Source organism: Streptomyces sp. NPDC102259, from assembly GCF_044766465.1.
GTDB lineage: Bacteria > Actinomycetota > Actinomycetes > Streptomycetales > Streptomycetaceae > Streptomyces.
On record NZ_JBIWMA010000001.1, the window covers coordinates 247,985 to 273,288 of the forward strand.

Below are 25,304 nucleotides of genomic sequence, written 5' to 3' on the forward strand. Positions count from 1 at the left end.
GAGAGCCCCGGCGCTCGAGGTGCCGGGGCTCTCCTGGTGGTACGTACGCGGGGTACGACCGGGGTGTACGTACGGGACGTACGGACGAAGCTCAGCCGCCGTAGCCGCCGCCGTGCTTGTCGTCGTGCTTGTCACCGTGCTTGTCGTGGTGCTTGTCGCCACCCTTGTCGTGGTCGCTGACGTTGGCGCAGGTGTTGCCGAAGGCCGGGTTCAGCAGGCCGATGATGCTGATGCTGTTGCCGCAGACGTTGACCGGGATGTTGACCGGAACCTGGACGACGTTGCCCGACAGGACACCCGGCGAACCCACGGCCGCGCCCTGCGCACCCGCGTCCGCCATGGCCAGGCCGGCTCCGCTGACCACCACGGCGCTGGTGCCGAGGGCAACAGCGGCCACCTTCGCGATGCGAGACATCACGTTCTCCTTAGGGAATCGGTTCGTGCGGTGGCAGGGGGCGCCACCGCACTCCCCGTTCAACGCCGACACCGTGAGCGAGTCACGGTGCGTTCGGACGGATCACCCTTTTTGAACAGGACGGCCGTACAGCCGAGTGGCTAGTGCGACTGGAGGTGGGTCGCGACGAAGTCGCTCAGGGTGGCGATGGACTGGAGGCTGTCCAGGCTCAGATCCAGCGCGGCCACGTCGACGCCGTACCGCTTGTCGACGGTGCCCAGCAGGGTCACGCCGGCCAGCGAGGTGAGGCCGATCTCCGGGCCGAACAGGTCGGTGTCGGCGGGGAGTTCCGCGACCACCGCCGCGTCCAGACGGGCCGCCTCGGCGATCAGCGAACGGAGCTCGCGTTCCACCGCGGCCCGCTCTTGGATGTCCGTCACGCTTCGGCGTCCTCTCGGTCGGATACGTGCAGCCACCCGGGTGGCCCGGGCAGATCGCCCTCGAGTGTCCTGCCCAGGACCGCCGAATCCGCGGCGGGGGCGGTGCCGGTGACGGTGGCGATGTCATCCGTACGGCGCAGGCCCGCCTGGCGGAGCAGGATGCGCATCTCCAGATTGGCGTCCGTCGGGCGCAGGGTCACCCGGAACTCCTCGGCGCCGGCCTCGCGGGCCCGCTCCATCAGCCGGAACAGGAAGGCCGCCGCCGCGCCCCGGCCGGCCACCCGGCAGGAGAGCGCGAGCAGCGGGACGGACCAGGTGGCGGGCGTGGCGCGGTCGGTGCGGTGCGCGCGGTCGACGAGGGCGGCGCCGATGATGCCGTACGCGCCGAAACGGTCCGTCATGCGCGCGGTGTACAGCTCGTGTCCGTCCGCGGAGGCCAGCTCGCGCAGGCGGTCGGGGGTGAGCCCGGAGGAGTTCAGCCGGTGGGTGCGGGCGGCGAGTTCCAGCGCGCGCGGGATCTCGTCGGCCGTGGCCGTGCCGACGGTGAGGCGCATGTCGCACCAGCGCAGGAACTCCTCGCGCGAGCCCTCGAAGCGTTCCCCCTCGGCCCTGCGGGTCTCCTCCGTGCGGTAGCGGTGCACGCGTTCGCGGGACTCGGCGGTGACCTCCCGGCCCTCGAACGCGGCCAGCAGCGCGGGCACGTCCTCGGGCGTGAGGGTGCGCACGCCCGGCAGGAGGGCCCCGACCTCGGCGCGCTCGTACGGGGAGTCGTCGACCAGGACGAGGGCGTCCACCGCGATGCCGAGGTCCTTCGCGATCCTGCGCAGCGACTCGCTCTTGTCCTGCCAGGACACCTGCGGGGCCAGGAAACGCGCCCGCACCTCCGGCACGGCGTCCAGCCGGTCGAGCACCGACGGCGCGCTGCGGCTCGCGATGCTGCTGAGCACACCGCGGGCCGCCAGGGCGTCGATCGCGGCGAGCGCGGCGGGGCGGGGCGTGGGCAGGTCGTCGGTGGCCGACTCGACGGCGATCTCGTCCCACAGGGTGCCGTCGAGGTCCCATACGACGCACTTGACGCCGTCGGGATCGAAGCCGTCCGTGACGCTCATCGGGCGCCGTCTCCCTCCGGGAGGAACAGCTTCATCGACAGGCTGGTGGGGTCGAAGCCGAACTTGCGGTACACCGTGCGCATCGGGACGTTGCCCACGTGCACCCGGCCGACGACCTCGGTGATGCCGTTGGCCAGGCAGAACTCCAGACCGGCGGTGAGGAGGAGCTCGGCGACGTCGCTGCGGTTGTCCACCGGGGACACGGCCAGGGAGCGGAAGTTGGCGTAACGGTCGCCCGTCATCGCGTTCTGGTTGATGCTCACCCAGCACCAGCCGACGGGTTCCTCGCCCGGACCGTGGGCGACGATCATGCCCTCCTTCGACTTCTCCATGGCGCGGCCGAGGCGGGCCTCCCACCGCGCGGGGTCGTCGATGGCGTCCTCGCCGAAGGAGACACGGGCGATCTCGGCCTCGAACCGTCCGATGGCCGGCAGATCGCGCTCGTCGGCCTGGCGGGTGACGTACGGCCGCGCCCGCTCGGCGAGGGCGGCACGGTCCTCCCCGGCCGGCGGGCGCCAGCCGACCGTGCGTCCGACGGGCGTGGCCGGGGTCGACACCGGGGCGGGGGCTGCGGGGTTCCTGACCGCGGCCGGGGTGTCGGCGGCTGCCGGAGCCTGCTGAGCCGGCGGCGCCTGCTGGGCCGGGGGTGACTGCGGGGCCTGGGCGGAGGGTTGTTCTGTGGGTTGTTCGGCGGGCGGTTCGGCCAGGGTCGTCGGGTCCTCCGCGGGGACCAGGCGGCCGGGGCGGAAGGGACCCTTGCCGCAGTTCGGGCAGCCTTCGTCGCGCAGGGCGGCCACCGAGGTCCAGCGGGCGCCGGGCCCGACGCGGAGCCGGGCATCGCAGGCCACGCACGTGTACTCGCGTTGCCGGGTCCGCTTGTCGCCGGTGTAGAGGGGACCGCTGAACTCGCCCTCGTGGGTGGGGGCCGTCGACGTGGTCGTCAGCAGGTGCTGGAAGAAGCCGACACCGCCGAGGATGCCGCTGCCCTCGTACTCGTTGAAGTTGCGGATGAAACCGTTGGTGACCAGGCCGAGCCCCATGATCTCCCGCTGCACCTCCAGCATCTCGTCCGGGCTCTTGCCGCCGAAGGAGAAGAAGACGCTGTGCGCGGGGCCGGGCCGCAGCCCCTCCACGGCACGGGAGAGGAAGAGGCGGGCGCCCTCGGCGGTGTAGGGCGGGTCGGTCATGGCCACGTCGTGCTGCCCGTGGAGCTCGGCGGGCAACGGCAGGCGCAGGTCGTGCTGGACGGTCTCGACGCGGGTGCCGAGGCCGGCCGACACCTTCTGGATGTAGTCGAGGATCTCCGGGGAGATGTCCACGACGGTCACCCGGTCGACGATCGGAGCGCCGAGCACGTCGCCCACCACGGCGACGGCCAGGGACACCAGGTCGTCGTCGCCGATCAGCAGCAGGGAGCCGCCGGGCAGCGTGCCGGCCGTGAGCAGCGCGAGCACCCGGCGCACCTTGGTCTCGGCCGTGCAGTGCGACTGGTCGATCGCCATGTCGGCGGCGGGACCCGACTCCATGAGGGCGCGCAGTCGCCGTACGGCCTGGTCCAGGACGTCGGGGATCACCAGCTCGCGCCCGTCGCAGGTGGTGCAGGTGGCGTCGAGGGACAGGTCCATGCCGAGCTGGGCGACGAGGTCCAGACCGGCCTCGGTCAGCCGCGACGGACGCTGTGTGCTGACGAATCCCCGGCGGCGCAGCTCGTTGCCCAGCGCGGCCACGATCGGGACGGGCAGGCCGGTCGCGCGGCTGAGGTCCTTCGTGGAGGCGGGGGCCAGCCGGCGCAGCGCGCGCAGGACGGACCGCACCCCGGGCGGGCCCTCCTGGAGCCGGACGGCTTCCGCGACGTCCGTGAGCACGGAATCCGCGGTGGCACGCCGACGGTGTCGAGGCGCGTCTTTCACAAGGCAACTCCGGGCAAGCTGATTGGTGGATTCCGGGACTATCGAGTATACGGGCAGGTACGCGGGCCCCCGGACCCGCTCGGACGGCGGGGAATCGGCAGGGAAGGGGAGGGGAAAGCGCAGGAAAGGACTGGGAATCCTGGCGTTCCGTCTGTCGGTCCCTCCGTCGTTCCGTCTGCCGTTCCGCCCACGGTTCTGCCTGCTATTTAACTCGCTATCTCACTCGCTATTTCACTTGCTGTTTCGATTGATGTCCCGTTCGGTGTTCCGTTCGGGGTTTCGCATGATGTTTACAGGGAGGTTGAGGGAGGAATTCCGAAAAGGGTGTGATGGCTTTTCGGGCGAATCCTTGGGGCCCCCTCCTCTCCCCTTGACGCGATGCGCGCGCGAGCCCTGGAGCGCCCCGGATGCTACGCTGGGCACCATCGAGCGCCGCTTACCGGCCTCGCAACCTTCTTCTTTGGCCGCGCGGACCAGCGCAGATCTATGTGAAAGGAGACGGGGGCAGCGGTTCGTCACCCCCGGTTCCCCATGACCAACTCCGCCAACCTCGCCACCGAGGGTATAAACGTCGACGATCTGTGCTCTTATGCCGTCGATGTATGGGTGAGCGACCACAGCATCCTGACTGACGAGGAGCGCCTCCTCCAGGTACTGCGCACGGCCGCCGAAAAGGGAAACGCCACCGTACTCGGTGAGGCGTCACACGTTTTCCCGAACGGTGCCGTCACCGCGATTCTCCTGCTTTCCGCGTCGCACCTGAGCATTCACACCTGGCCCGAATTCAGCCTGGCCAATGTCGACCTGCTCGCCTATGGCCGACTGAACGGCGAGCGGATGATGCAGAGCGTCGAGCTCGGCCTTTCGCCGACGCGGATCAACGTCACGCGCATGCTGCGCGCGGTGCACTGACCCGCACCCTTCACAACCACCCCGACAGCGACTCGACGAAAGCGTCGAACCGGTCCCGGTGGATCGCGTGCGGTGCGTCGGGCACCGTACGCACCTCGAAACCGCGCCGGACCAGTTCCGCCCGCATCTCCGCGCTGACGAGCATGCTCGGGTCCGAGGCCTGGACGAGAGAGGGCACCAGAGCCTTCTCCGGCGTGTGGTCGATGTGCCGGTGGGAGGAGAGCGCGAGAGCCGTTTTCTCGTCCCAGCGGTCGAGGGCCTGCTGCTCGGCAGCGGCCCGCTGCTCGGCGCGCTCGTCCGATTCTCCGTCGCGCGGCGGACGGGAGAGCGCGGCGAGAGCGCGGGAAGAACGCTTGAAGAGGGTGAAGAGGGCCGGATCCATGGATCCGTGGGCCCCGGCGAGTTGCCAGGCCGGTTCCGAGTAGACGGCGCGGGCCGGTTGCAGCTCCGCCACCGCGAGGGCCAGGGCCAGCGCGCCCAGTGAATGACCCAGCGCCACTTCCGGGGCGTGCGGCAGCGTCTCGACGAGATCCTCGGCGAAGAGCCGGGGCTCGTACTCCCCGCGAGCGCTGTCGCCGTGTCCGCGCAGGTCCACGGCGAGGACGCGGTAGCCCCGTCCGGTCAGGACCGGGATCAGCTCGTGCCACGTGCGGTGGTCGGACATGATGCCGTGGACGAGGACGGCGACGCGCTCGCCCGTTCCCCACTCCTGTGTGTGCAGTCGCATGCGGCTGCCCCTCGTGTGGTGTGGTGTGAGCAGGAGTCTAGGGCGCGGACTGTTCGCGGACTGATCATCGAACCAGGACGAGGCGCTGTGACAGGACACCCGGTGCAGGTGTGGTGGGCCCGTCTGGGGGACGCCCGGGCGGGTCTTCAGGCACTTCTCGATCCCGTGGAACGCGCCCGGTACGAGTCGACCGTCGACCCCGCGGGCAGGGGGCGGTTCCTGGTCGGCTGCGCCCTCAGCCGCCTGGTCCTCGGCGAACTGCTCGGCCTGCCCCCGGCGGACGTCCCCCTGCGCCGCGTGTGTCCGCGCTGCGGCGGGCCGCACGGCAAGGTCCACCTGGCACTGCCGCCTGACGGTTCTTCGGGCACCCGTCCGGCCTACGACTTCTCCGTCACCCACAGCGGCGCGCTCGTCGGCGTCGCCGTCTGCCGGGGCGGGGAGGTGGGCCTCGACGTGGAGGAGTCCCACGGCGACATGGACGTCGACTCCGCTGCCGGGGTCGCCCTGTCCACCTCGGAACTCGCCGCGCTGTACGCCCGTCCGGCAGTCGAACGGCAGCCCGCCTTCCTGCGCACCTGGACGCGCAAGGAAGCCGCGCTCAAAGCGCTGGGCGTGGGACTGGCCGTGCCACTGCGCGAGCTGGAGGTATCCGCGCCCGAGCGACCGCCGGCCGTCCTGGCCTGGCCCGACCGACTCACCACCCGACCCCACATGAGCATGACGGACCTGGTCGTCGACGGCGCGCATCCCGCGGCGGTGGCGGTGACGGTGACGGTCGCCGAAGGTGAGGCGGGAGAGGTGAAGGACGGTGGGGTGCGGGTCGCCCTGCACGACGGCTCGGAGCTGCTGGCCGGGTACGCCCGGTGACCGGGCACGGCCACTACGACCCTCCGGCGAACGGATTGCCGTGTCCGGGAAGTCGCCTGCCTGGCGGCACATACCGCAGCCGACCGCTCGGGTCGGTCACCGGCGTGAACCCGGCGGCCTGCAGGCGGGCCGCGTACTTGGCCCTGTGACGTCGGCTGTAGGCGAGCAGGACGGGCAGCAGGGCCATGAGCGTGGCCCAGACGATGACGACGATGACGACGGCGGCGGAGTCCGCGTGGAGCCTGAAGCCGATGGCCGTGGCGAGCGAGGTGAAGACGAAAACCGCGATCGCCATACGCGCCTTGTCGGTGAACTGATTGCCGCTGTCGACCACCATGCGGGCCTTGAGGAGATCGATCTCGTCGGGCACGACGGGCGGCAGCGAGACCCCGTCGTTCGCGTCGGGATACCGCGCCCAATTCTGCGCAGCGCGCTGTCGGGCTTGCGGGCTGGGGTCGGGCACGATGAACAGCGCGAACTTGTTGTCGCTGGTCAGCTGCAGGTTGGCGTACTCGTACCCGAACTGCTGGGCGATGAAGGCGAGTCGGGCGAGCCCTTTCCATGAGGACATGGAGACAGTCATCCGAACGGGCTCCCCGCTCGCCATCCTCCGCAGCATTTTTCGCACATGCTTCTTACTCATCGCGCCCCCGTCACTCAAAGTCCAGACAGTCTGCCACCAGCGGCATGCTCATGCCGGACAGGGCCGAACCGGATCGACACGGCCCTGACGGCCGTCGCTGACCGCCCCTGTCCGCAAGGAAGGCGGCCGTACGTCGACTTGAGTACGCGTCAGATCTTGATCGGGGCGGCAGGCAGGTTGCTCTGGGTGGATGATGAGCCACAGCGGAAAGTGCAACTCATCAAGGCCTATCTACATCTCTATTCATCGCGGCACCTATGACGTCATTTTGAGTGACATCAAGCGCGCCGGTGACGTCCAGGCAGGAATCCCGCTATTGCAGGAACTCGAATATCCCGTTCGGGACGCCGTCCGATCATCCACAGGCCGCCACCAACAGTGCCTCGACGCCTGTCGATCAGGGAAACCCGCTGCTGGAGCGGCTCGACCCCGACATCGGGGCGCGCCTCCTGGCCTTGAACTGTCGCCTCGTATGGGCCACGACCTGGATGGAGAGGGCGAACGAGGTGGTCGCCCCACGGATCGGACTTCCGAACCTGCCCGTGGCTGATTGGCCGGACACCGCCGCCGATGCCGAGCCGGGCCCGCGCGGCCTGCACTGGAAGACCCGCCACCTCGTCGAGTGGGCCGACGGCCGGCCGTTCATCTGGGTCGACGACGAGATCAGCTCCGTGGACCGTCTCTGGGTCGCTGCCCAGCACCCTGGGCCGTCGCTGCTCCATCGCGTGGAACCGGCCCTGGGACTCACGGACGCGGACTTCTCCGCGATCACAGATTGGCTCGACATCGTTGCGCAGAGATGAGCAGCGCTTCAGGAGTTCGATGCGAGCCCGACGGGGTCGGAGCTCAGTCGGCCGTGCGGGCACGCGTGTGCCAGATGATTGCCGAGAACCATCTGCGGTCGTTGAGGTCGTGTACTTCGCTGCTGCTGTGCGGCGGTTACGGGATCAGGGAGCCGGCCGGCCGCGTGAAGCGTGTCGAAGACCATCTCGTCGACCGCCGAGACCCGGTTCCGGTCGGCGTAGCGGAACCACGCCTTCTCTGCGATCTCCCGCGACGGGGTCAACTCGCCGCGGTGATCGGCGGTGTAACAGATCATCCGGAAGGGGCCGTGCTCAGGATGGCCCTCGCCGATCTCGAAAGTGCCGGAATGCACCATGGAATTGGGGTCGATCACCGCCCGCAGTTCCTCGTCGATCTCCCGCACCAGGGTCTCGCCGTCGGACTCGCCCGGCTCACGATGACCGCCCGGGAAATAGAAGCGATCTCTGCCGTGACTACGCGTCACCAATACCCGGTCGTCCCGAATCAGAACCCACGCGACCTTCTCAGGGACTTCGTTGCCATTCGCCATGGCTCGGCACCGTATCGGAGGGGATCGTCCGCGTCAGCACCGTCCGCACGCCGAGCTCGGGAAGCTGCGGTCAGGCGAGGCGGGATCGAAATCTGACCAGCGTCAACGTCAGGATTGCCGACATTCGTGTACCGCTCGCTCCCCGCTGTTGCCCGCCCTGCCTGGTGCGGTTGTGGTGCGGTTGTGGTGCGCCGATATCCCCACGCAGGCGGCCGGGCCGCCCAGAGGCTCAACTGATGAGCTCGTGGACCGCCGCCACGAGGTTGAACACTGCAGGCAAGACGAAGATGCCTCCGACGCCGATCCACACGCACCCGGCAGTTCGATGGCCGCGGCTTGGCGGCGGCGGTTGGATCAGCCGGTCACCTGCTCTCATCGTCTCGTTCGGAGCGATCAGGCTGCGCCCGGTGCGGCGTTGCCTCCGCCCCAGCCCTGTGAAGACGATCGCTGCCATCGCCGTGAAGGCGGCCAGCTGGAGATGCTCACTCGGTGAATCGGCGCCGGCAAGCGTCACGGCCATGTACGACACAAGATTTCTTCCCCCAGAGGATCATGGTGGGTGGATCACCTCACGACGGCCCAACCATGTCAAGCGGGTTGCGGCACACCTACGTTGCCCTCCACGCGCTTCGAACTACGGCTGGTGGGGTCTGAGGCTTCGAGCGGATCCGTTCACCCGAGTTCCCGGGCGGCCGGTCGCGGGAGCGGCTACCGCCTTCGGTCTCGCCCGAACGGCCGTGAACGGCGCTGAATGACACGGAAACCGCGACGGACGTTGCCGTCCAGTCGGTACAGGTGTCGTCGGGTCACAGGCCGCGAAGTGCCTCGTATAGGTCGCTGTGAACGCTCCAGCAGGTGACGATGCCGTCGTCGTTCAGGCTGCCCATGTACCAGTCGTCGTCGTTGACGGCTTTCACGAGGCAGAGGCCGTGGAACCCCAAGATGTATTCGGGGTGGAGCCGCTCGTCTTGTGCCGGCCAGCTCGTCACGACGCGATCGGTGTCGAGTGGTGTGGCCTCTTGGTCGCCGGAGACCCTGCGGATCTCCTCCAGAGTCCAGCCTGCTGGTAGCTGCCTGCTTGCCATCCCACGATGGTGACAGCCACCGCGCACGGCCGAGTGCGGCACGCACAGCTCTTGAGAGCACCGCTTCAGGAGTTCGATCCGACGCCCTCGGCGATCGGCTGCCGCGAGGTTCGATCCGACGCCCACGACCGCCCGAAGCCGCCGGCGTCCGGCGCTGTTGACGTCAGCCGTGACCGAACCAGGCGACTCCGCCTGGTTCGGCGCGCGTAGTCGGGGTCACCTGCCTCCACGACACGACGACCTCCGCTCCGGCCACCTGCCCACGGCTGCACGCGCTCTTCGCCACGTTGCACTACTGCGTCCTGCGTGTCCCGGGCCCAGAGAAAGCCGTAGCCATACGAGTGCAAGACGTGACGCATCCCGCCGTCGACGCCGGAGACCAGTGGTGTGAGCTGCTGATCCACACGGCGACTCCGGAGGTCGCCAAGCAGTGGACCGACACCGGGGGAGATCCATGAGGCTCGTGACCTGAAGGGCCGGGCCGGGCCGGGGGCGAGACGCGCACCGTGCCGGGCCGTCCCGCCCTGACGCGATCCTGCGGCAGCACATCGAGGGGCGGCTGCCTGACCTGAAACGGTGCCTGGCGGCTGCGGGGGAGGCTCCCCGAGCCGCCCGACGCGGGCAGAGGCTTCTCCGTCGAGCATTTCGACACAAATTCGACAGGGGCAGCCGCGAAAACCCGGTGACAGCCGGACAGCCCCGGACCTTCCCCTTGATCATCGGGGGAGTGCTCGGGGCTTCGTCGGGTCGCGGGAAACGTGCTCTGACCAGCAAAAATGCCCTCCCGAAGGGAGGGCGGAGACTTGCGCCCCCGGCAGGACTCGAACCTGCGGCCAAGCGCTTAGAAGGCGCTTGAGCTGACCGGCAGATGGGTGGGCCTGACCTGGTCGTTTCCGGGCGAGGTGTTCGGACGTTTGGCGACTTCGACACGCATTCGGCAGAGGGGCGGGCGACGCGTGTCGGCTGAAGCCACACGCCCGGGGTATCCGCCTGAACATGCATGCTCTGATTGCCTACCGCTCGTACCACGGAGCAACGACCGTGTGGGCCTTCGTCGTTGCCATTCTCATCGTGCTGGTCGCCGGTTGGTACATCCGACGCCGACGGTAGTCGCGATGCCCGCAGACCTGCTTTCCCGGGTCCCGCAGGTCAGCCGCTACGGACGGTTGATCGGGATCTCGTAGACGATCTCGCAGTGGGCGACGGGAACCACGATGTCCGCCGTCTCCACCGGCCGCCCTTCGTCGCTGTAGTAGGTCCGCCGAATGTGCGTGACGAGCGCGGCCTTCTGGATGCCCAGGAGCGACGCCTCCTCGGCGGTCGCCTGCCGCGGCTCCGGCTGCTCCACTGCGTGGCCGACGGTGATGCCGATAGCGGCCATGCGGTTCACGACACCCGACCCGGCGTGCGGCCCTCCCTCGGGCAGGACGACGAGAGTGCCGGCCGTGAGGTCGTACGGCTCCCAACTTGTCGACAGCTGTACGGGCCTGCCGTCCGCCAGGAACTCGTACGTCGTACGGACGCACAGCTCGCCCTCGGCGACGCCCAGCCGTGCGGCGATCTCCGCGGGTGCCGGCACCTTGGCGTCGGTACGACTTTCCCAGTCCCCTTGTCTGCCGACGGCCTTCATGTCCGCGCGGAAGGGTGATCCGTCGGGCTGCTCGCGCGCCGAGGAACGGACCACGCGCACTCGCTGACGGGGTTCGGCGACGTAGGTGCCCGATCCGGCGCGACCCTCCAGCACACCCTGGGAGATCAGCAACTCCTGCGCCCGGCGGACCACGTTCTCGCCCACGCCGCACTCTTCGCCGATCTGGGCACGGGAGGGCAGGCGGTCCCCCGGCTCCCACACGTGCTCCGCGATCCGCCGTCGGAGTTCGTCGGCGATGCGGAGATAGGGCGGCTGCTCAGACATATGGAAAATCTAGTCCACTAGCTCTAATCTAGTTAACTAGCTTCACTCAAAGTGATCGCTGGTGACGGAGGCTGCCCTGTGCCCGCTTCGGGAGTTAGCGCGGCGGCCCTCGCCGCCCGGCTGTCCGCCCTCGGGCTGCTCACGCGAGTGGAGCAACACCCCCGGCACACGTCGGTGGAAGCGGAGGTGCCGGACGAGCTCTCCGCCGAGTCATGGCGGGAGGTCCTGGACGTGGTGGCGGAAGCCGACCGCTTCGGCCTCCTCGCCACCAGCATGAACGGCCGCACCCTCTGGGCGGTCGTACGCAAAACGGTCCCCGCGACGGGCGATGTCGGGGGACCGGGCCATCAGCGATAGGAGCTGACCAGCGTGCTCAACCGTATCCGCCGTGCCGTCTCGCTCACCAGAGAGCGGTACTTCCCCAGGGGCAGGCACCGCCGCCCTTTAACGACCCCCGGGCCGTCGACCCCCGCCTCCTCCCTGTCTCCGGACAGGACGACGGCCGCCCGCCGTCGCGCCTCCGACGACGTGGACCACCGGCAACCGCTCAGGGGTGAGGACGTCGCGCTCGTCCGTCCGTACGTACTGGCCTGGGAGAAGCGCGTGCGAGCGCGCGAAGTGGTAGTCGCTCCGTATCTGTCGGCCGACGCGTGGTCGGCCTTGGTGGGGGTCCACTGATGTCTCCCCGTCGACGGACCCGCGTAACGGACGCCTCGGTCGTTCCCTACCGATCAACCGCATGCCGGATCGGCACCCACGACACCTGCGCGGAGTCCTCCCCGGCCTCGGCGCCGGTCGACCTCCCGGTGGTCTACGAGGCGTGCGACTGCTCGTGTCATTCGATGCCGGGCCGGACGAAGCCCACGGAGGTGCAGCGGTGAGAGAACGAGTGCCCGTCGGCACGCTGGCATCCAACGTCGAGGTGACCGCGGCCACCGTGCAGCGCGGCGACATCATCCAACTCGGAGGCCGGGCCTGCCGGGTGCAGGATCTCTTCCAGCTCTCCCAGGGAGCGAAGCAAATCCTCTTCGACTCGGGCGAGTTGCTGACCATACACACGCGCACTCGGTTCGCTGCCGTGCGAATGATGAGGCGGTGGTGACCCGGTCCGTGCCTCCTCGCCACCACGACATCGCTGACGACCTCCGAAACCAAATCACGACCGGCCACCTCAAGCCCGGCGAACGACTTCCGTCCGAGACCGGCTTGGCGGGTCAGTACAAGGTCAGCACAGCGACGCTGCGGAGTGCTCTCTCGGTGCTCCAGGGCGAAGGCCTCGTCGAGAAGATTCACGGCAAAGGCAACTTCGTCCGCCGCCCTCTCCGCCGGATCATGTACGTCGGCGGCTGGGGGACGCTGGATCCGTGGACCGCCGCTGAAGCGGCTCTACGCGTCACGGTTCGCACTGCCACGGTTCAGGCTGACGGACACCTGACGACCCTGCTAAGGGTGCCAACGGGCAGTCCACTCGCGGAGTTCTTCTGCGTCAGCCACGAGGGGGAGTCACCGCACGCACTGGCCCGTATCTACATCCCGCGCGACCTGGCGCCGGCCGGAGTGCTCGACGACGAATCCTCATGCCCAGAGGCCGTCAAGAGGTTCGCCGTACTCGGCCCTCCGCCGGTTGCAGTCCGGGAAACCGTATGCGCCCGCCAGCCGACGCCGGACGAGTCATCGACCCTGCGAACCAACTCCGCCACGCCAGTTCTGGCGATCACGCGCGTCGCGACCGACCCCACCGGCCGAGTGGTCGAGGCGGCCCTTCTGGTCTTCCCAGGGGATCGAGCCGACGCAGTCTTCACCACCCACAGCACGCCCGACGAGAGGCAGACGTCAGGATGACAGCACAGAATGAACTGCGCCTCCTCCCGTGGTCGGGTCCGGAGGGCAAGCCCTGCTACCTGAGCACGGATGACAAGGGCGGCTACATGTCCCGCCTGGCGGACAACATCGAAGCGGACCAACTCGATACGGTCGCAATCCTGTTGGAGCACGCCTCGGACACCCTCGACGACCAGGACGCGGACGCGGAGGACCTACGACGGTTGACCGGGGAACTGACCGGAGCCCTTCGAGACGTGCTCCGGATCGCAACCAGCCGCGGTCACCTCCTGGGTGTGAGCGAACCGCACAGCTTCTGAAACAGCGGCCGCAGACTGGTTCCCACGGCCCCGCCGAATTCCCCCGGCGGGGCCCCAACCATGCCCGCGTGGCACCATGCCCCCTCCAGCACACCGTTCATGGGGGACACATGCGCACCCGCGCCACCATCGCACTGACCACCGCCCTGCTCGCCACCCTCGCCGCCTGCTCCTCGTCCGGCGACGACAATGCCGGCACCCCGAGCAGCAGCCCCACCGCGGCCGCCGAGACGGCGACAGACACCACCCCGGCGGCGCCCGGCGCCGTCGACCTGGAGCGCGTCGCGGACACGTACGTGAACCTCTACTTCGGAGGGGCCGGAGAGGCGGCGTACGCCTTCCTGTCGAAGCGCTGCCGCGCCAAGGCGGACCCGGCCACGTACGCGGCCACCGCGGACCAGGCGGCGGAGGGCTACGGGCCCGACCATCCGGCGACGGACGTGCACGCCACGGTTTCGGGGGGGACGGGCCGCGTCTCGTACAAAGTGAAGGGCCTGCCCAAGTTCGACCAGCAGCGGCAGCCGTGGAAGGTCGAGGGCGGCGCTTGGAAGTACGACGCCTGCTGACCCCGCGCCACCGGGTCCCGTCGACCAGCGTCGGCGGTTCCCCAGCAGTTCAGGAGCTAGTGGTGGCCTGTTCCGGCTCGCCTGTCTGCGGATGGCCCGTGTGGGCGAGGAGTCGTTGGCCAATGCGGATAGTCAACGGTGACCCCGCGGGGTCTCATCAATCGCAAAGGGGTCGGACGACTACTTCGGCGGATCCAGCGGCGCGTTGGATGACTGTTCGCCAGGAGGTTTCGGGGCGACTGCGCTGTTCAGTGTGAGAGAGAAAGACGCGAGGCCGTCTTCTGGCCTGGTGACGTTCGTGCCTCCGACCAGAGCACAGAGCGCTTCGGCGACGCGCCAGCTGGAGTCGCTTTGGTGCGGGCTCACAGGTCCGCGCAGTCGGAGCAGTTCGTCGTTCCAACTCGGTGGCGGGTTACCTCCGACATAACGGGCCAGGTCGTGGCCGACGTTCCACGCATACACATAGATCTCCACCCAGTCGCGGGGGAGCCTCTCCACACTGACCCGGACGTAGGACGTGTCGTTGTCGCCGCCGATGGAGCAGGTCGCTTCGAACAAGGCGTGTGCACCAGCAGGTCGGCCTTCGCGTCGCCGGCACAGCTCCAGCAGTTCACGCAGGGCAGGTTCAACTTTCTTGGCCGTCATCGCAGCGAACGGGTACACAATGCCTCCAAGTCGTCGTGACATGACGGGCAGCATGGCCCAGTCGCCGACGACCGTACCGACAACGGCACTCAGTGGGGCCCTCGATGAGTTCGCTGGCGTAGCGGGGCCGTGGTCTGGGCTGCGTGGGCATTACCGCTTTAGGAGAGAGGCTGGAGTGTAGGGCCGGTGACCAGCGGCTTCGATGCCTGGCGAGATGCCCCGCAACTCAACTGCCAGACACCCCGATTGACCGTGGCTGACCGCTGCATCTGGCACGGCAGTGGCACAAGCCTCAGCCGACGACAGTCAGCCACGATGGCGGGTGCGTCGACCAACTGCGTATGCCTCGCTGCACCCCCACCGGCCTCAGCCACGCTACTGGCTTGCGCCGTCGACCGGAGCAACCCGCGACGGCCGGCCCCGTGACGACGGAGCGCGAGCTATCAGCTTGGGAAGCTCAGGGCGTCTGGGGCTTGCCACGGGCTTGACCTGCGGCGGCGCGACGCGGGTGCGTAGTAAAGGGTCAATCGGTGCCCCGCTGTTCCCCGCGGTTCCCCGCCCGATCTGGCACGTGTCTGGCACGAGTCATTCGTCGTCGCACCGCTCCAAGACCAGGCCTACGGAGCCCTCTTCGAGCCTGTTGTCCACCTCCAGGTGGAGGTGAGCGCCGTCCGGCGTGCCGTCCTGGGCGAGCGTGATGAGGTGGCTGGCCAGGGTCTTCAACCCGGCAGAGTTCGCCTCGATGACGATCTCGCCGCCCAGATTGCGGACTTCGATGCGTGTACCTTCCTCCCACGTGAAGACTCTGGTGGTTCCGTCGGTCACTGCACTTACGTGAGTGGTCATCAACGGAGCAGCGCTGGGTTCAGAGGCCATACCCCAAGCATCGCGTACCGCGGGCCAGTCGCGACGGCGCCTGTCAGCGTTGGTCGGCTTCGCACGGCCCAGGGACGGCCCAGCCCCGGCGCTTTGTCGCCGTTGCCGTCGACACCAACCTGACGATCTGGGTCAAGACCAGCGACGATACCGATTACTAGGGGCCACAATTTTGTCGGCTTTTTTTGAATCACAGTCCTGGTCGCCGAGTATCGCGACGACGTGATCGCCGTGCTGACAGATCACTTACGGAACAACCCCGAACCGGTCCCGCCGCAGAAGACGCCCAGGACGCTCGAGGTTGAGGCGCCCCCGATGCTGCCGCCGCTGACGGCGGCCGACGACCTGTCCGCCAACCGTCCCGGCGAGTCTCTGCTCGACAAATCCGGGCCAGGCCTGATCAAGCGAGTCGTCTCACAGCTCCTGCGGCGCCCCGCCGAATGGGACTCCTGGCGGAAGGGCCTTGAGGGCGAGCAGAGGGTGGGAACCGAGCTGAACCGCTTGGAGCGGCACGGCTGGCGCGTCCTGCATTCCATCCTCTTGGCCGACAAGGTGGACGTGGACCACTTGCTGATCGGGCCCGGTGGCGTATTCAGCATCAATACGAAACACCACCACAAAAGGGCTGTATGGGTCGGCGACGACTCCGTGAAGGTCGATCACGGAAAGCCGACGCCCTATGCGCGCAAGAGCCGGGCTGAAGCCAAGCGGGTAGCCCGAGTGCTTGAGCGCTACTGCGGATTTCCCGTACCGGTGGAGCCGGTGCTCGTCTTCGTCGGCGTGACCGATCTGAAGGTGGTCGCCACGCAGCTCAGTGTGCGCGTGTACCGGGAGCGTGAGGTGTCGGCACTGGCGCCGCTCTCAGGGGTGCTGACGACTGAACAGGTCGAGCAGGTGTACGACGTCGCCCGTCATCGCCAAGCGTGGATAGGGGCCTAAGCAAGCTCTCCTCGGTGAAGTGTCGGCCCTTTCCATGGGAGCTGTGGGGGAGCCTTCGGGGCGTGACCGGCGCCGGGGTGGACGCCCTGTCAGTGCCGTCCTTTACGCTCCGCTCCTGATCAAGCAGTTCGGATGGGGAGGGGATACGGATGGGCGGAAACGAGTGGAGCCACACGGGCCCGTATCAGCGTGATCTGGTGGCCGCGTTCCGGCAGGCTCAGGAGGACGAGTTGGCGCAGGACAACCACGGTTTCGAGGGGCAGTCCGTCGAGGAACTGTGGCGCGACCCGGAGTGGCAGGAGTACATATTCACCGGCGGCACGTGCACCGTGCTCGACTTTCCTCTCATGATCGAAGCCGCGGACACCGATGACGGTCCGTTCATGCGGCCCCTGACCGATGGGGAGGTGCGTGCATGGGCACCTCACGGCCGGCCCACCTACGAGGAGTGGGACGCAGCTCTTGATTCCGAGCAACTGGGCTTCCCGAGCCGCGCCCAGGGGAACTGCACAGTGCTCTACCGCGACGGCAGGCCTGCGCAGATCGGCTACTGGGGGGTCACCGCCGACTAGGGGGACCGATACCGCTTCGCGATGCGGCCCCGTACTCGGCCGGGGCTGCGTCGCTTTGGTGGGCCCACCTGGGGGAACGCCCCAAGATCCCGTCCACGCCTCGTCCACAGACCCCGGCATAGAGCCGCTTCGGGTCGCACACGCCTGCACATACGCCAAGACCCCGTCCTCAGCGAAAGCGCTGGTGGCGGGGTCTTTGGGCACCTGATCCAAGGTGCCCCCGGCAGGATTCGAACCTGCGCACACGGCTCCGGAGGCCGCTTGGTTCTCAGACAATGCTGCTGGTCAAGGTTGGGCGGGGAGCCAATCGGCTGAACTCAGTCCACAGGTAGTCCACGAGACCTGGTCACCTTCCTTGGGAGCTCTCTCATCTGCCGAACGGGAAAGTTTGGTTCTGGCAAGTGTCGCCGGGCGGTCTCCGCGTGGTTTCGCGGGGGCTACGCAAGAGCGTCGTGCCGCGTACTGTCTGCTGGCTGCGGAGCTCGGAGGCTGCGACACCCGACGAAGATGCCTGGACGTGCGGGGCGGCCGCGAAATTGAGCATCTGACCTGGGGGAACGCTGGAAGACCGCTACAGTAACCGTGTCGACGAGACTAGTTGGTTCGTCATAGGCATGGAGGTAGAGAGGATCCGATGGGGATAAAGCGAGGTGTCACACGTCGCCGCAGTTCGTGGCCGCCGGAAGCGGTGTTGGACAAGGCTGAGCCCCTTGTTGATCAGTCACTCTTCAGTCGCTCTGTGATCAGCCCTCTCAGATACCCGGGCGCCAAGCGTCAGTTGGTACCTGTCATCGAGGGTCTCATCGCCGCAAACATTCCCCCCCCACGCCTGCTAGTGGAGCCGTTCTGCGGAGGCGCGACGACGACCTTGAGGCTACTCGGCGCAGGAGTGGCTGAGCACGGCATCCTGGCAGACGTCGACCCGCTGGTTGCTGCCTTCTGGAAGACAGCCGCCTTCGATGCGTCGTGGCTGATCTCTTCCATGCATGAGCTGACGATAACGGTCGAGGAGTGGGACCGTTGGCGTGCCGCCAGTCCTCGCAGCCGACGAGATCGTGCTCTGAAGTGCCTCTTCTTGAATCGCACGACCTTCTCGGGGATCCTCCACGGCCGGGCGGGACCCATCGGCGGGCGTGCTCAAGCATCGAAGTACACGATTGACTGCCGATTCGGCCTGGAGGGTCTGACCCGAAGGATCAATGGTGTGGCCGAACTGGCCTCGACAGGACGCCTACTGGATGTCTGGCAGGCTGACTGGCGAACTACCCTACAGAGGGTCTCCGAACGCTTCGGGTTCCTTGAAGATCACGAAGTGGTCGTCTACTTGGATCCACCATACGTAGACAAGGCCCTGTGGCTGTACGAGTGGTCGTTTGATAGCGGGGAACACGGCGCCCTCGCCTCGGCTCTGCTGACAGACACTCATTATCGCTGGCTACTGTCTTACGACGACCATGGAGCGGTACGCGACCTGTACTGCGATCAGCAGGGGCAGACGACGTTGCACGTCTCTCACAGGTACACCGCGGCGGGTTCCGAAAAGCGCACCGTCAAGGACGAGTTGCTCGTGACGAACCTCCCAACGATCCCGCCTTCGGACGACTACAGGGTCCTAGATCTACAAGAGCCCGCCAACTAGCGCGAGTTGGACTAGCCTCAACTGGGGCCCCTCTGCGTTCGATGTGAAGTCGTCGGAGGCGCAGGGGCGCTAGGCCGGCGTCAGGTCACACCTGCGCAGGCGCGGTTCTGTCTGGTAGGCAGGCCGGACCTAGCTCTAGGGGAGGGCACATGACCAGGCTATCGGGTATTGCTGGAGCGGCCACAGCTGGCGGGAACCCGTTGACGGCGCTACTCGATGGCGCTAAGAGGCTGGGCGGGATCTACCACCTTGACTATGACAAGGCCATCGTCATCACCGACGACTTCGTAAAGAGGGAAGCGGGTGGTATCCCGCGCAACGGATTCCTCCTGGCGGCAGCCACGGTCCCTACTAAAGAGACGAATGCCCCGCTGGACGAAGACGAAGTTATCTTGCTCCGCGTCCGGGGAACCGCTGCGCTGCCCAATGAGAGCGAATTGATCGCCACGCGGCTCGCGGCCATGCGCACCGCAGATGTTCGCGATCAGCGACCGGAAGACGTGATCGATAACCTGACCTCAAGCCAGATCGAGATGTCCGCTTTTGACTGCGAGGTACTTGGGACCTTCTACTCGGATTTGGTTGCACGTCAGCCGTATGTACAGTGGGGCGCCGATATCGACAACGTGTACTCGGGTGCCCGCTATTTTGTATACCTCCCCTCAGCGGAAGTGCTCTCCTTCATCGCTTCTTATCCTGACAAAACATCGGAAGAGATCGAGAAGAAAGAAGAGCCTGACCTGATCGACATTGGTGTTGTCCGTTTCTCTTCCACGCGCCGCCGCGCGGTAGCTGCAAAGATGGACAATGTCCCCGTGAAGGTTCGCGTAACCGACTTCATCTCGCGAAAGACCGCGGTCCTCGGTATGACACGTGTGGGTAAGTCGAACACCAATAAGACCCTTTGCACGGCCGTCTTCGAACATGCAGCGCGCACTCGAAAGAACATCGGTCAGCTTATTTTTGATCCACAGGGTGAATACGCCAACGTAAACGAGCAGGACAAAACTGGCCTTCGGTTGCTGGGTATCGGCGGCGATCGCGTCCGGATCTACAAGATGAAGCCCGATCCCGACGATAGCCAGGAATTCCCCCTGGCTGTGAACTTTCATGACACGAATGAGTTTCCCATGGTATGGGAGATGCTGGGGGATTCACTTGCGGACATGAGCGCGTCATATGCTAACGCGTTCAAGACAGCTCGGCTGCTGGAACCCGATCGTGACGACTATCCCGTCGGACCTGCTGGCGAGCGCGAATATTACGACACCCTTTGCGATGTCCAAAGGGGCAAACTTGCATTCTATGCTCTGCTTGCCAAGGCGAGCTACCCAGGGTCTGCACCAGGTTTTACTCTCCGTTTCAAGATGGATAAGGCCACCCGGGCCGCGTTTGAAAAGGATCGACCGAGCATCCTCGAGTTGGTAAATTCCAACAATGGTCTCTGCGCTGTCCATTCCCCTGCGGAGGCCAAGACGGTTGTTACGTGGCTATCGGAACGCATAGCAGAGGTCGTGAACGACAATGTGCCGCCCCAATATCAGCAAGTGAATGCCGCCACGTGGCAAAACTGCGATCCTTTTATGGCAGTGCTGGCCGTCTTTGACGCCAGGGTAGGAAGCGCGGTAATCAACCGAATTAGGACACTGGTTGACTTCCATGACCCCGCGAGTCGCGGTGATCTAGCTGACAAAGTTTGGGATGATCTGGTGGCAGGAAGGCTGGTGATTATTGACCTCTCCGTCGGGAGTGACCGAGTCATCACGATGCTTTCCGAGCGCCTCGTTTTCCGGCTCATCGATCGCGCCAATCAGCGATTCAGGGCAAACTTGCCAAATGCGCCAATTCAGATCGTAGTTGAAGAGGCTCACAACCTCTTTGATCGAACTAAGGCGGGCAAGTCCACCGTAAAGGACGACCCCTGGGTGCGCCTCGCGAAAGAAGCCGCCAAGTACGAAATGGGCCTTGTGTACGCGACGCAAGAGGTAACGAGCATTGACAAGCGAATTTTGTCAAACACCTCGAACTGGGTCGTGGCACATCTGAACTCTGACAATGAGACGCGTGAACTGAGTCACTATTACGACTTTGCCGTCTTTGCCGATGGCCTGCGGAAAGTGGAGGATCGCGGCTACGCCAGAATGAAGACATTCTCAGGGAAGTACATCGTTCCGGTGCAGATCGCGAAGTTTGACCATGCCATGATCAACCGTGCGCGCGAGGCGGCTGGTCTTCCTCCTATCAATCCCTGAGGGTGATGAAATGCCTTACGAGCAAGAGCGGGCCTCACGGATTGGCCATGTACAAACTGCGCTCAGTCCCGCGATCAGCGAAGCGATGGAGCGCTGGCAAACCCCCGCCCTTGAGGTAGGTGATCCTGCCCACATCACAGAAAGGCTCACTTCACTTGAGAATCTAAACAGAGATGACCGCCCCGATCCAACATTTGCCATTGCCTTTGACGGCTCTAACCAGGAAGTTGAGGCTCGCCCGGGGTACCCGTCGGTCCGTGTGGGCTACATTCAGATCGCCGGTGTGTACGTCGACATCTTGAAGTTCCTAGGGGCCAACAGCTCAGGACTTGTTAATGCGCGTCAGCTGGAACGTGCACAGATAACGCAGACGGTGAACAGCGTCCTCCCCGGGTCCAACGTTTTCCTCAAAGGAGTCACTGGGCGAGACTCCTGGCGCGCGGAGTTCGACAGGAGTTTCACTGAGTCAGAGATCACTGATTTCGGTAATTCATTCAGTCTTACCGATGCCCTCATGACCATCCACGGCAAACCCGGTGCTCCGGCTTCGTCTCTAACTCTGAGTAAATGCCCGGCCTGTGGAGCGTCAGACCAGAGAGTAACGGCCTCAGGGGGCGTATGTGCGACTCCGGACTGCATGGAGAAGCTTTACCCAACAGATGTCCTTCGCGGATACGAGGAGTTCACTGACGATGGGGAGAATGCACTCACTCTCACGCGAGCCATGAACATGGCTGAACGCCTGCTACTTATTTCCTACATTGACGGCTTCTATCGGGTGGAACCCCGGATGCTGTCACAAGGCATCTTTATTACTGACGGCCCATTGGCTGTCTACGGTCCTGCTGCACCCATGAAGTCCAAGTTCCTCGAATATTGGACTCAACTTTGTGTTGCCATGGATCGGCGCGACATCGCGCCTCCTCTGTTGGTTGGAATTGAGAAGTCCGGCCGCTTCGCCGATCACGCACGTGTAATTGAGCGTCACATCCCAAACGGGCACGTCATGATGCTGGATACTCCTTATATCAATCGATATGTGACGAATCAAAAACCCGACCATCACTATGGGAAAGATGAGTTCTACGGTCGCCGCTTCATCTACAAGACGAGTACCGGAGAGTCACTCGTCGTGACGGTTCCGCGAGTTCCTGGGGGGCATCCATATGAGAAACCTCGTCGGGATAGCGCCGGCGACTTCATCCAGGTTCCATCCGAAAAATACGAGTCGTATCCAACGCTCAGAGTGACCCTTGAGGCATTGGATCTCATGCAGACCCAGTTGTATCCCAACGCCGTTATTCCTGTCGCTCTCGCCCACTCGGCTTCTTCGCTCCCCTTGGGAACGGGCCGCAGCGTCCTGACGCTGCTCGCTCAAAGAAGCCTTGGAATGCCACAAGACAGCGTTGGACTGAGTCGGTTCAAGCCTCCCAAATATAGGTAACAGGGATGCTAAAGGTAACACCTATCGGGTGTTAATAATGGAGTGGACGGGGCGGCTTAAGCGTAGTCCCCGTTCTCCTCGGCTAGCTTGATTAGCTGGAGAAAGTAACGTGAGGCTCCGCATGTGGGTGGCCAATCTTAAATTTCGTTCATGCCGCCGTTTACATACCATTGGCTATCAGCCAAGGCATTGCAGAGAGCGCCCTCCCACGTATTACCCGCAGTCGACCAATATCCCGCTGCGGCCTCCTGTAGGTGCAGGCGCAGCTCATCTGGCCCGGCACGTTTGAGTAGGCCGGAGTGCTGTATTCTGTCAGTCGCGAGTTTTCCAGCCGCGGCAAGGGCGTATTGTCGGCGCAGCCCAAAAAACGTAAAGTGTCGTACTACCCGATCGGTAAAAGTAGCGCTCCAGTCGCCACCCGGTCTAACGAAATACTCGGCACGAGCTGGCGAATCTTCGTGAATCCGTGCTTCCAGCCATTGACTCGTTCCTAGGCTGTCGAAGTAGGGATGAAGGAGCGTCTCGGTTTCATCTGTGGGATCCTTACTGGACTTCCTCTGGTTGCACTTGTTGCATGCCGGGACCAAGTTCGCTGGAGTGATCGCCAGAATTGGGTATTCACTCTTAGGTAGCTGGTGGTCGAGAGTTGTTGCGATCCCTCGCCCGCACAAAGGACAACGCTCGTACGGTGCACCCGCCAGGATTTGATCATATATATCACGGCCGGCCTTGCTAGTGACCAAGCCGCCGTCGTACGCGAATTCTAGGTACTCTCCATCGCTCCCTGTTGCAGGAAGTTGTCTGCTGAGATCGTGCAACGTTCCGTCACGCCCGGCTGCGAGGTACAGCATCTCTGCCGTTTTCATGTCAGACGTTCGTGCGTCAATCCTATTGGAGTGTGGTTGACGTCGCATTCGTAGCGTCACCGCTGCCGCGGCTTCTGCGACAGTAACCTCAGGAATGTCAAGTTGCAGCATTAGCCCTCAAGTTCAGAGCGGCGCTCAGCGATCAGGGCGCGCAAAAGAGCACGTGCTTCGGTTCCAATTGAATTGAACCGATCGATAATTTCTTCATAGCTTGCCCCGGAGTCAACCATTTCAGCAAGCCGCCGGTAGTAACCAGTTGCGGTTACCTCAAGGTGGAATACGGAACGAGTCAGATCACCCACGTTCTCGCCCCACGTCTCGATCTCCGGGGGATCAGCCCGCAGCCTTCGGCCGTGCCGGCGGAGCACGAAAGTACACTTGCGGGGGATCTCCTGGAGAACCACAGGAGAGTGCGTCGCGAGCAGAGCCATGCCGTTTCTGTCCCGTAGAAGATCCGAGATGCTCTTAACCAATGCTGACAGTAGGGGTGGGTGAAGGTGCGTTTCTGGTTCGTCGATAAGGACGAGAGTTCGTTCCGTGACGCTTGCGACCAAATGGGTCATCGTCTGATAGACCATTCTGTGCCCTGAACTTAGCTCTTCTAGCAACTCCTCGGCTTCTGCGGCAACCTCATTGATCGGCTCGCCCTCACTGACTCGCAGCAGCAGATCCTCCCGACCCTCAAGGAATCCAGATCCTGCGTAGTTAAGGGTCTGCATAGCTTGTAGCCATAGCTGCCGTCTCGTGCCGATCATGCAGACTTCAAAACTTTCTAGAAACTCGCGCTTTTGATCTGCCTCTGGCTTTAGGAAAGTTCCTCTATTTCCGCTTGCGTGAAGCCCAACGTATTTAAACGGGAGCAGTGTCGAAGTGCGCGTGTCGCTGGCGAAGAGAGTGTCAAAGGCGCTGAATGATACGGCGACGACATTCATTGGCTCCGCAGTATCATCGCTCAAGTCTGAGATGATTGCCGCGCTCCTGGAAACTTTACTCGCTAGCTGATGCAGGATTCTAGTTTTTCCGGCACCGTTGCGACCGATCAGCGCGTAAACATTTGATGGCGGATCGGAGTGGGGGTCCACCTTAAAGCGAAGATTAATGGAATTGGAGGCGCCAATTGGTTTGGCTTCAAATGTCCACTCGTATTGAACTGTCCTGGCTCGCCCGTAGGCGATCTTGGCTAGGCGATCGATTTCTGCCTCGCGGTTCTCAATCCCGCGCATGACGGATTGTTTCAAAACGGGTGCATCTCGAACTCGGCGCCAGAGATGAGTATTAAATGCGAGATCATTCAACCCGCGGAAGAGGTTATGACGGATTTCATTCGGCAGCTCGTTTAGATTGGAATAGTAGGAATCGTCGACGCCGAGACTGAAATACCCTTGGGGTAGTCGATCGAATGTTTCGTCGAGTTGTTCGCGGGTTGAGAAGATGCCTGGCAGTTCATCGCTCTGCATTCCGGGGTGTGCAATTCGAAGGCGTCCTATCTTGACAAGTCGACCACCTTGAGTGATGCGTATCTTCAGTTCGAATAGTGTCTGAAATCCGAAATCATCCCATTGCTCCGGGAGCAAGTAGGCGCCTGGTGCTTTTCCGACCGCACTGTGCCACTCAACTAGCTTGAACGCGAAGCTCATCCAGGTAACTCCTAGCCACGTCGGGCGAACCACGGACCGTATGGTGGTGGCAGGCCCGAGCTCGACGTTCGTTCGAAGGCGCTGGCGCGTGCGAGTGCCCAACGCAGATTACCGCTCGGTCGTTTGAGCGGGCACGTCCCGGTTGCGGGCAGTGATACCCCAAGCTCGCCTCTAGGAATCTTCGTTCTCTGGGAATGGCGTCGATGCCCTGCACCGACGCTCGCGGTCGGTGGAGCGGCTTTGGGCTGGAGCTGCTTTGGCGCGAGTGATCATGGCCCCGTAAGCTTCCGGCGAGTCGGGCAGTCTGTGGACCTGCCCGTTAAAGCACGACGTTGGGGCCATGATCTTCGAGGCTCGCGCCAAAGTGGCTG

Annotated in this window: 28 protein-coding genes; 14 read left to right on the forward strand and 14 right to left on the reverse strand. The window is 64.8% G+C overall.

What is annotated here, in order from left to right; translation table 11 throughout:
• Positions 1 to 91 precede the first annotated feature (91 nt).
• From ACIRPU_RS01155 to ACIRPU_RS01170, 4 genes are all read right to left on the reverse strand, one after another.
• On the reverse strand, positions 92 to 415 hold the full coding sequence (locus ACIRPU_RS01155) for a chaplin (RefSeq protein ID WP_054240058.1): 324 nt from the start codon (positions 413 to 415) through the stop codon (positions 92 to 94).
• Between the two features lie 140 nt (positions 416 to 555).
• The gene (locus ACIRPU_RS01160; protein WP_403859989.1) at positions 556 to 834 is read right to left on the reverse strand and encodes an acyl carrier protein; all 279 of its coding nucleotides are present in this window, start codon (positions 832 to 834) and stop codon (positions 556 to 558) included.
• Positions 831 to 1,943 (reverse strand): HAD-IIIC family phosphatase, encoded by a 1,113-nt coding sequence (locus tag ACIRPU_RS01165; RefSeq protein WP_403859992.1) that lies wholly within the window; start codon positions 1,941 to 1,943, stop codon positions 831 to 833. Before ACIRPU_RS01165 ends, ACIRPU_RS01160 begins: the two co-directional genes overlap by 4 nt.
• Entirely contained in the window at positions 1,940 to 3,808 is a 1,869-nt protein-coding gene (locus tag ACIRPU_RS01170) for a GNAT family N-acetyltransferase (RefSeq protein ID WP_403859995.1), read from the reverse strand. Before ACIRPU_RS01170 ends, ACIRPU_RS01165 begins: the two co-directional genes overlap by 4 nt.
• 576 nt (positions 3,809 to 4,384) lie before the next feature.
• Between ACIRPU_RS01170 and ACIRPU_RS01175 the strand changes: the two genes are divergently transcribed.
• Positions 4,385 to 4,765: an S-adenosylmethionine decarboxylase family protein gene (locus tag ACIRPU_RS01175; RefSeq protein ID WP_079662176.1), complete on the forward strand. Its 381-nt coding sequence runs from the start codon at positions 4,385 to 4,387 to the stop codon at positions 4,763 to 4,765.
• 10 nt (positions 4,766 to 4,775) lie between these two features.
• Here ACIRPU_RS01175 and ACIRPU_RS01180 read toward each other — a convergent pair whose 3' ends face one another.
• Positions 4,776 to 5,492, reverse strand: coding sequence for an alpha/beta hydrolase (locus ACIRPU_RS01180; protein WP_355701438.1), 717 nt, complete (start codon positions 5,490 to 5,492; stop codon positions 4,776 to 4,778).
• An 87-nt stretch (positions 5,493 to 5,579) separates the two neighbouring features.
• On the opposite strand from ACIRPU_RS01180, the gene ACIRPU_RS01185 reads away from it, so the two are divergent.
• Positions 5,580 to 6,359 carry a 4'-phosphopantetheinyl transferase family protein gene (locus tag ACIRPU_RS01185; RefSeq protein WP_403860000.1) on the forward strand — a complete coding sequence of 260 codons (780 nt, stop codon included), beginning with the start codon at positions 5,580 to 5,582 and terminating at the stop codon, positions 6,357 to 6,359.
• A gap of 13 nt (positions 6,360 to 6,372) precedes the next feature.
• Here ACIRPU_RS01185 and ACIRPU_RS01190 read toward each other — a convergent pair whose 3' ends face one another.
• On the reverse strand, positions 6,373 to 6,930 hold the full coding sequence (locus tag ACIRPU_RS01190; RefSeq protein WP_403860003.1) for a hypothetical protein: 558 nt from the start codon (positions 6,928 to 6,930) through the stop codon (positions 6,373 to 6,375).
• A 362-nt stretch (positions 6,931 to 7,292) separates the two neighbouring features.
• Here ACIRPU_RS01190 and ACIRPU_RS01195 point away from each other — a divergent pair, with 362 nt between their 5' ends.
• On the forward strand, positions 7,293 to 7,805 hold the full coding sequence (locus tag ACIRPU_RS01195; protein WP_403860006.1) for a hypothetical protein: 513 nt from the start codon (positions 7,293 to 7,295) through the stop codon (positions 7,803 to 7,805).
• A gap of 8 nt (positions 7,806 to 7,813) precedes the next feature.
• Here ACIRPU_RS01195 and ACIRPU_RS01200 read toward each other — a convergent pair whose 3' ends face one another.
• From ACIRPU_RS01200 to ACIRPU_RS01215, 4 genes are all read right to left on the reverse strand, one after another.
• Positions 7,814 to 8,356 (reverse strand): NUDIX domain-containing protein, encoded by a 543-nt coding sequence (locus ACIRPU_RS01200; protein WP_403860009.1) that lies wholly within the window; start codon positions 8,354 to 8,356, stop codon positions 7,814 to 7,816.
• A 229-nt stretch (positions 8,357 to 8,585) separates the two neighbouring features.
• Complete coding sequence (locus tag ACIRPU_RS01205) at positions 8,586 to 8,876, reverse strand: hypothetical protein (protein WP_403860012.1); 291 nt, start codon at positions 8,874 to 8,876, stop codon at positions 8,586 to 8,588.
• A 286-nt stretch (positions 8,877 to 9,162) separates the two neighbouring features.
• Positions 9,163 to 9,441 (reverse strand): hypothetical protein, encoded by a 279-nt coding sequence (locus ACIRPU_RS01210; RefSeq protein WP_403860015.1) that lies wholly within the window; start codon positions 9,439 to 9,441, stop codon positions 9,163 to 9,165.
• 1,156 nt (positions 9,442 to 10,597) lie between these two features.
• On the reverse strand, positions 10,598 to 11,356 hold the full coding sequence (locus ACIRPU_RS01215; RefSeq protein WP_403860018.1) for a GntR family transcriptional regulator: 759 nt from the start codon (positions 11,354 to 11,356) through the stop codon (positions 10,598 to 10,600).
• Positions 11,357 to 11,434: 78 nt separating this feature from the next.
• Here ACIRPU_RS01215 and ACIRPU_RS01220 point away from each other — a divergent pair, with 78 nt between their 5' ends.
• The 6 genes from ACIRPU_RS01220 (at position 11,435) to ACIRPU_RS01245 (ending at position 14,063) form a co-directional block, all read left to right on the forward strand.
• Positions 11,435 to 11,713, forward strand: a complete 279-nt coding sequence (locus tag ACIRPU_RS01220) for a hypothetical protein (RefSeq protein WP_403860021.1) — start codon at positions 11,435 to 11,437, stop codon at positions 11,711 to 11,713.
• A 12-nt stretch (positions 11,714 to 11,725) separates the two neighbouring features.
• Positions 11,726 to 12,034: a hypothetical protein gene (locus ACIRPU_RS01225; RefSeq protein ID WP_403860024.1), complete on the forward strand. Its 309-nt coding sequence runs from the start codon at positions 11,726 to 11,728 to the stop codon at positions 12,032 to 12,034.
• A 199-nt stretch (positions 12,035 to 12,233) separates the two neighbouring features.
• Positions 12,234 to 12,458: a hypothetical protein gene (locus ACIRPU_RS01230; protein WP_403861536.1), complete on the forward strand. Its 225-nt coding sequence runs from the start codon at positions 12,234 to 12,236 to the stop codon at positions 12,456 to 12,458.
• Positions 12,455 to 13,198, forward strand: a complete 744-nt coding sequence (locus ACIRPU_RS01235; protein ID WP_403861539.1) for a GntR family transcriptional regulator — start codon at positions 12,455 to 12,457, stop codon at positions 13,196 to 13,198. Before ACIRPU_RS01230 ends, ACIRPU_RS01235 begins: the two co-directional genes overlap by 4 nt.
• Positions 13,195 to 13,497: a hypothetical protein gene (locus ACIRPU_RS01240; protein WP_403860027.1), complete on the forward strand. Its 303-nt coding sequence runs from the start codon at positions 13,195 to 13,197 to the stop codon at positions 13,495 to 13,497. Before ACIRPU_RS01235 ends, ACIRPU_RS01240 begins: the two co-directional genes overlap by 4 nt.
• A gap of 110 nt (positions 13,498 to 13,607) precedes the next feature.
• Entirely contained in the window at positions 13,608 to 14,063 is a 456-nt protein-coding gene (locus ACIRPU_RS01245) for a hypothetical protein (RefSeq protein ID WP_403860030.1), read from the forward strand.
• Between the two features lie 180 nt (positions 14,064 to 14,243).
• Here ACIRPU_RS01245 and ACIRPU_RS01250 read toward each other — a convergent pair whose 3' ends face one another.
• Both ACIRPU_RS01250 and ACIRPU_RS01255 read right to left on the reverse strand, forming a co-directional pair.
• Positions 14,244 to 14,750, reverse strand: a complete 507-nt coding sequence (locus tag ACIRPU_RS01250; RefSeq protein ID WP_403860033.1) for a hypothetical protein — start codon at positions 14,748 to 14,750, stop codon at positions 14,244 to 14,246.
• A gap of 543 nt (positions 14,751 to 15,293) precedes the next feature.
• Positions 15,294 to 15,533, reverse strand: a complete 240-nt coding sequence (locus ACIRPU_RS01255) for a hypothetical protein (protein ID WP_403860036.1) — start codon at positions 15,531 to 15,533, stop codon at positions 15,294 to 15,296.
• Between the two features lie 273 nt (positions 15,534 to 15,806).
• Between ACIRPU_RS01255 and ACIRPU_RS01260 the strand changes: the two genes are divergently transcribed.
• The 5 genes from ACIRPU_RS01260 to ACIRPU_RS01280 all read left to right on the forward strand — a co-directional run bounded on the left by ACIRPU_RS01260 (position 15,807) and on the right by ACIRPU_RS01280 (position 22,430).
• Positions 15,807 to 16,523, forward strand: a complete 717-nt coding sequence (locus tag ACIRPU_RS01260; RefSeq protein WP_403860039.1) for a nuclease-related domain-containing protein — start codon at positions 15,807 to 15,809, stop codon at positions 16,521 to 16,523.
• Between the two features lie 149 nt (positions 16,524 to 16,672).
• Complete coding sequence (locus ACIRPU_RS01265) at positions 16,673 to 17,095, forward strand: hypothetical protein (RefSeq protein ID WP_403860042.1); 423 nt, start codon at positions 16,673 to 16,675, stop codon at positions 17,093 to 17,095.
• Positions 17,096 to 17,834: 739 nt separating this feature from the next.
• Entirely contained in the window at positions 17,835 to 18,734 is a 900-nt protein-coding gene (locus ACIRPU_RS01270) for a DNA adenine methylase (protein ID WP_360861159.1), read from the forward strand.
• A 149-nt stretch (positions 18,735 to 18,883) separates the two neighbouring features.
• Positions 18,884 to 20,986, forward strand: a complete 2,103-nt coding sequence (locus tag ACIRPU_RS01275) for a helicase HerA domain-containing protein (protein WP_403860045.1) — start codon at positions 18,884 to 18,886, stop codon at positions 20,984 to 20,986.
• A 10-nt stretch (positions 20,987 to 20,996) separates the two neighbouring features.
• Positions 20,997 to 22,430 (forward strand): hypothetical protein, encoded by a 1,434-nt coding sequence (locus ACIRPU_RS01280; protein WP_403860048.1) that lies wholly within the window; start codon positions 20,997 to 20,999, stop codon positions 22,428 to 22,430.
• A gap of 137 nt (positions 22,431 to 22,567) precedes the next feature.
• Here the strand turns inward: ACIRPU_RS01280 and ACIRPU_RS01285 are convergent, their stop codons facing one another.
• Both ACIRPU_RS01285 and ACIRPU_RS01290 read right to left on the reverse strand, forming a co-directional pair.
• Positions 22,568 to 23,407: an HNH endonuclease gene (locus ACIRPU_RS01285; protein ID WP_403860051.1), complete on the reverse strand. Its 840-nt coding sequence runs from the start codon at positions 23,405 to 23,407 to the stop codon at positions 22,568 to 22,570.
• Positions 23,407 to 24,933: an AAA family ATPase gene (locus tag ACIRPU_RS01290; RefSeq protein ID WP_403860054.1), complete on the reverse strand. Its 1,527-nt coding sequence runs from the start codon at positions 24,931 to 24,933 to the stop codon at positions 23,407 to 23,409. Before ACIRPU_RS01290 ends, ACIRPU_RS01285 begins: the two co-directional genes overlap by 1 nt.
• Between the last annotated feature and the right edge of the window lie 371 nt (positions 24,934 to 25,304).